This is a genomic window from Niveispirillum sp. (assembly GCF_052437035.1).
Lineage (GTDB): Bacteria > Pseudomonadota > Alphaproteobacteria > Azospirillales > Azospirillaceae > Niveispirillum.
Window position 1 is genome coordinate 1 of the sequence record NZ_JBQVOH010000064.1, and the last position, 522, is coordinate 522.

At 64.0% G+C, this 522-nt stretch carries 1 protein-coding gene; it reads right to left on the reverse strand.

Going from position 1 to position 522, the window contains the following annotated elements:
- Window positions 1–511, reverse strand: a 511-nt coding sequence (locus tag ACT6Q8_RS25685; RefSeq protein ID WP_444739505.1) for a nucleotidyl transferase AbiEii/AbiGii toxin family protein, incomplete at its 3' end; no start/stop codon positions are given.
- Between the last annotated feature and the right edge of the window lie 11 nt (window positions 512–522).

Below are 522 nucleotides of genomic sequence, written 5' to 3' on the forward strand. Positions count from 1 at the left end.
GGGCCGCCATGCGTTGCGCAGGGAGCATGCCTTCCAGTGCGCCGCCACCGCGATGCGAATCGGCCATAATCGTCTCTTCAGCCAGGGCAGGGAACTGCGCGTTTGCGGAAGCGGTCGCTTCGAGCGCCGCGAGATCGTGAAGATGACGCACGATCGTCGGGTCATCACCGACCCTCTCGCGGTCGCGGGTGAGCACCCGCCAGCAGAAGGCGCTCAGCTTGTCGGCGGCTGTCTCGACCGGATCGACGCACGCAATCGCGGTGATCTCGGGTTCCAATCCACGATACTGATGGACGAAAGATGCCAGCGGCCGTTCGCCGGTCGCAAGCGGCGTGGGCTTGGCGGATATCTCGGCCTGGATATGGGGGCGGAGCGCGTCATGCCCATCGAGGATCGTTGGATAGTCCATGTCGATCTGGATGAACCCGTTGCCACTTCCGGCTTCGACCCCGGTTATGACGAATCCCGCTGCCGCCCAGGCATCGGCGAGTCCGTTCTTGAAGGCGCTCAACGCACTACGTT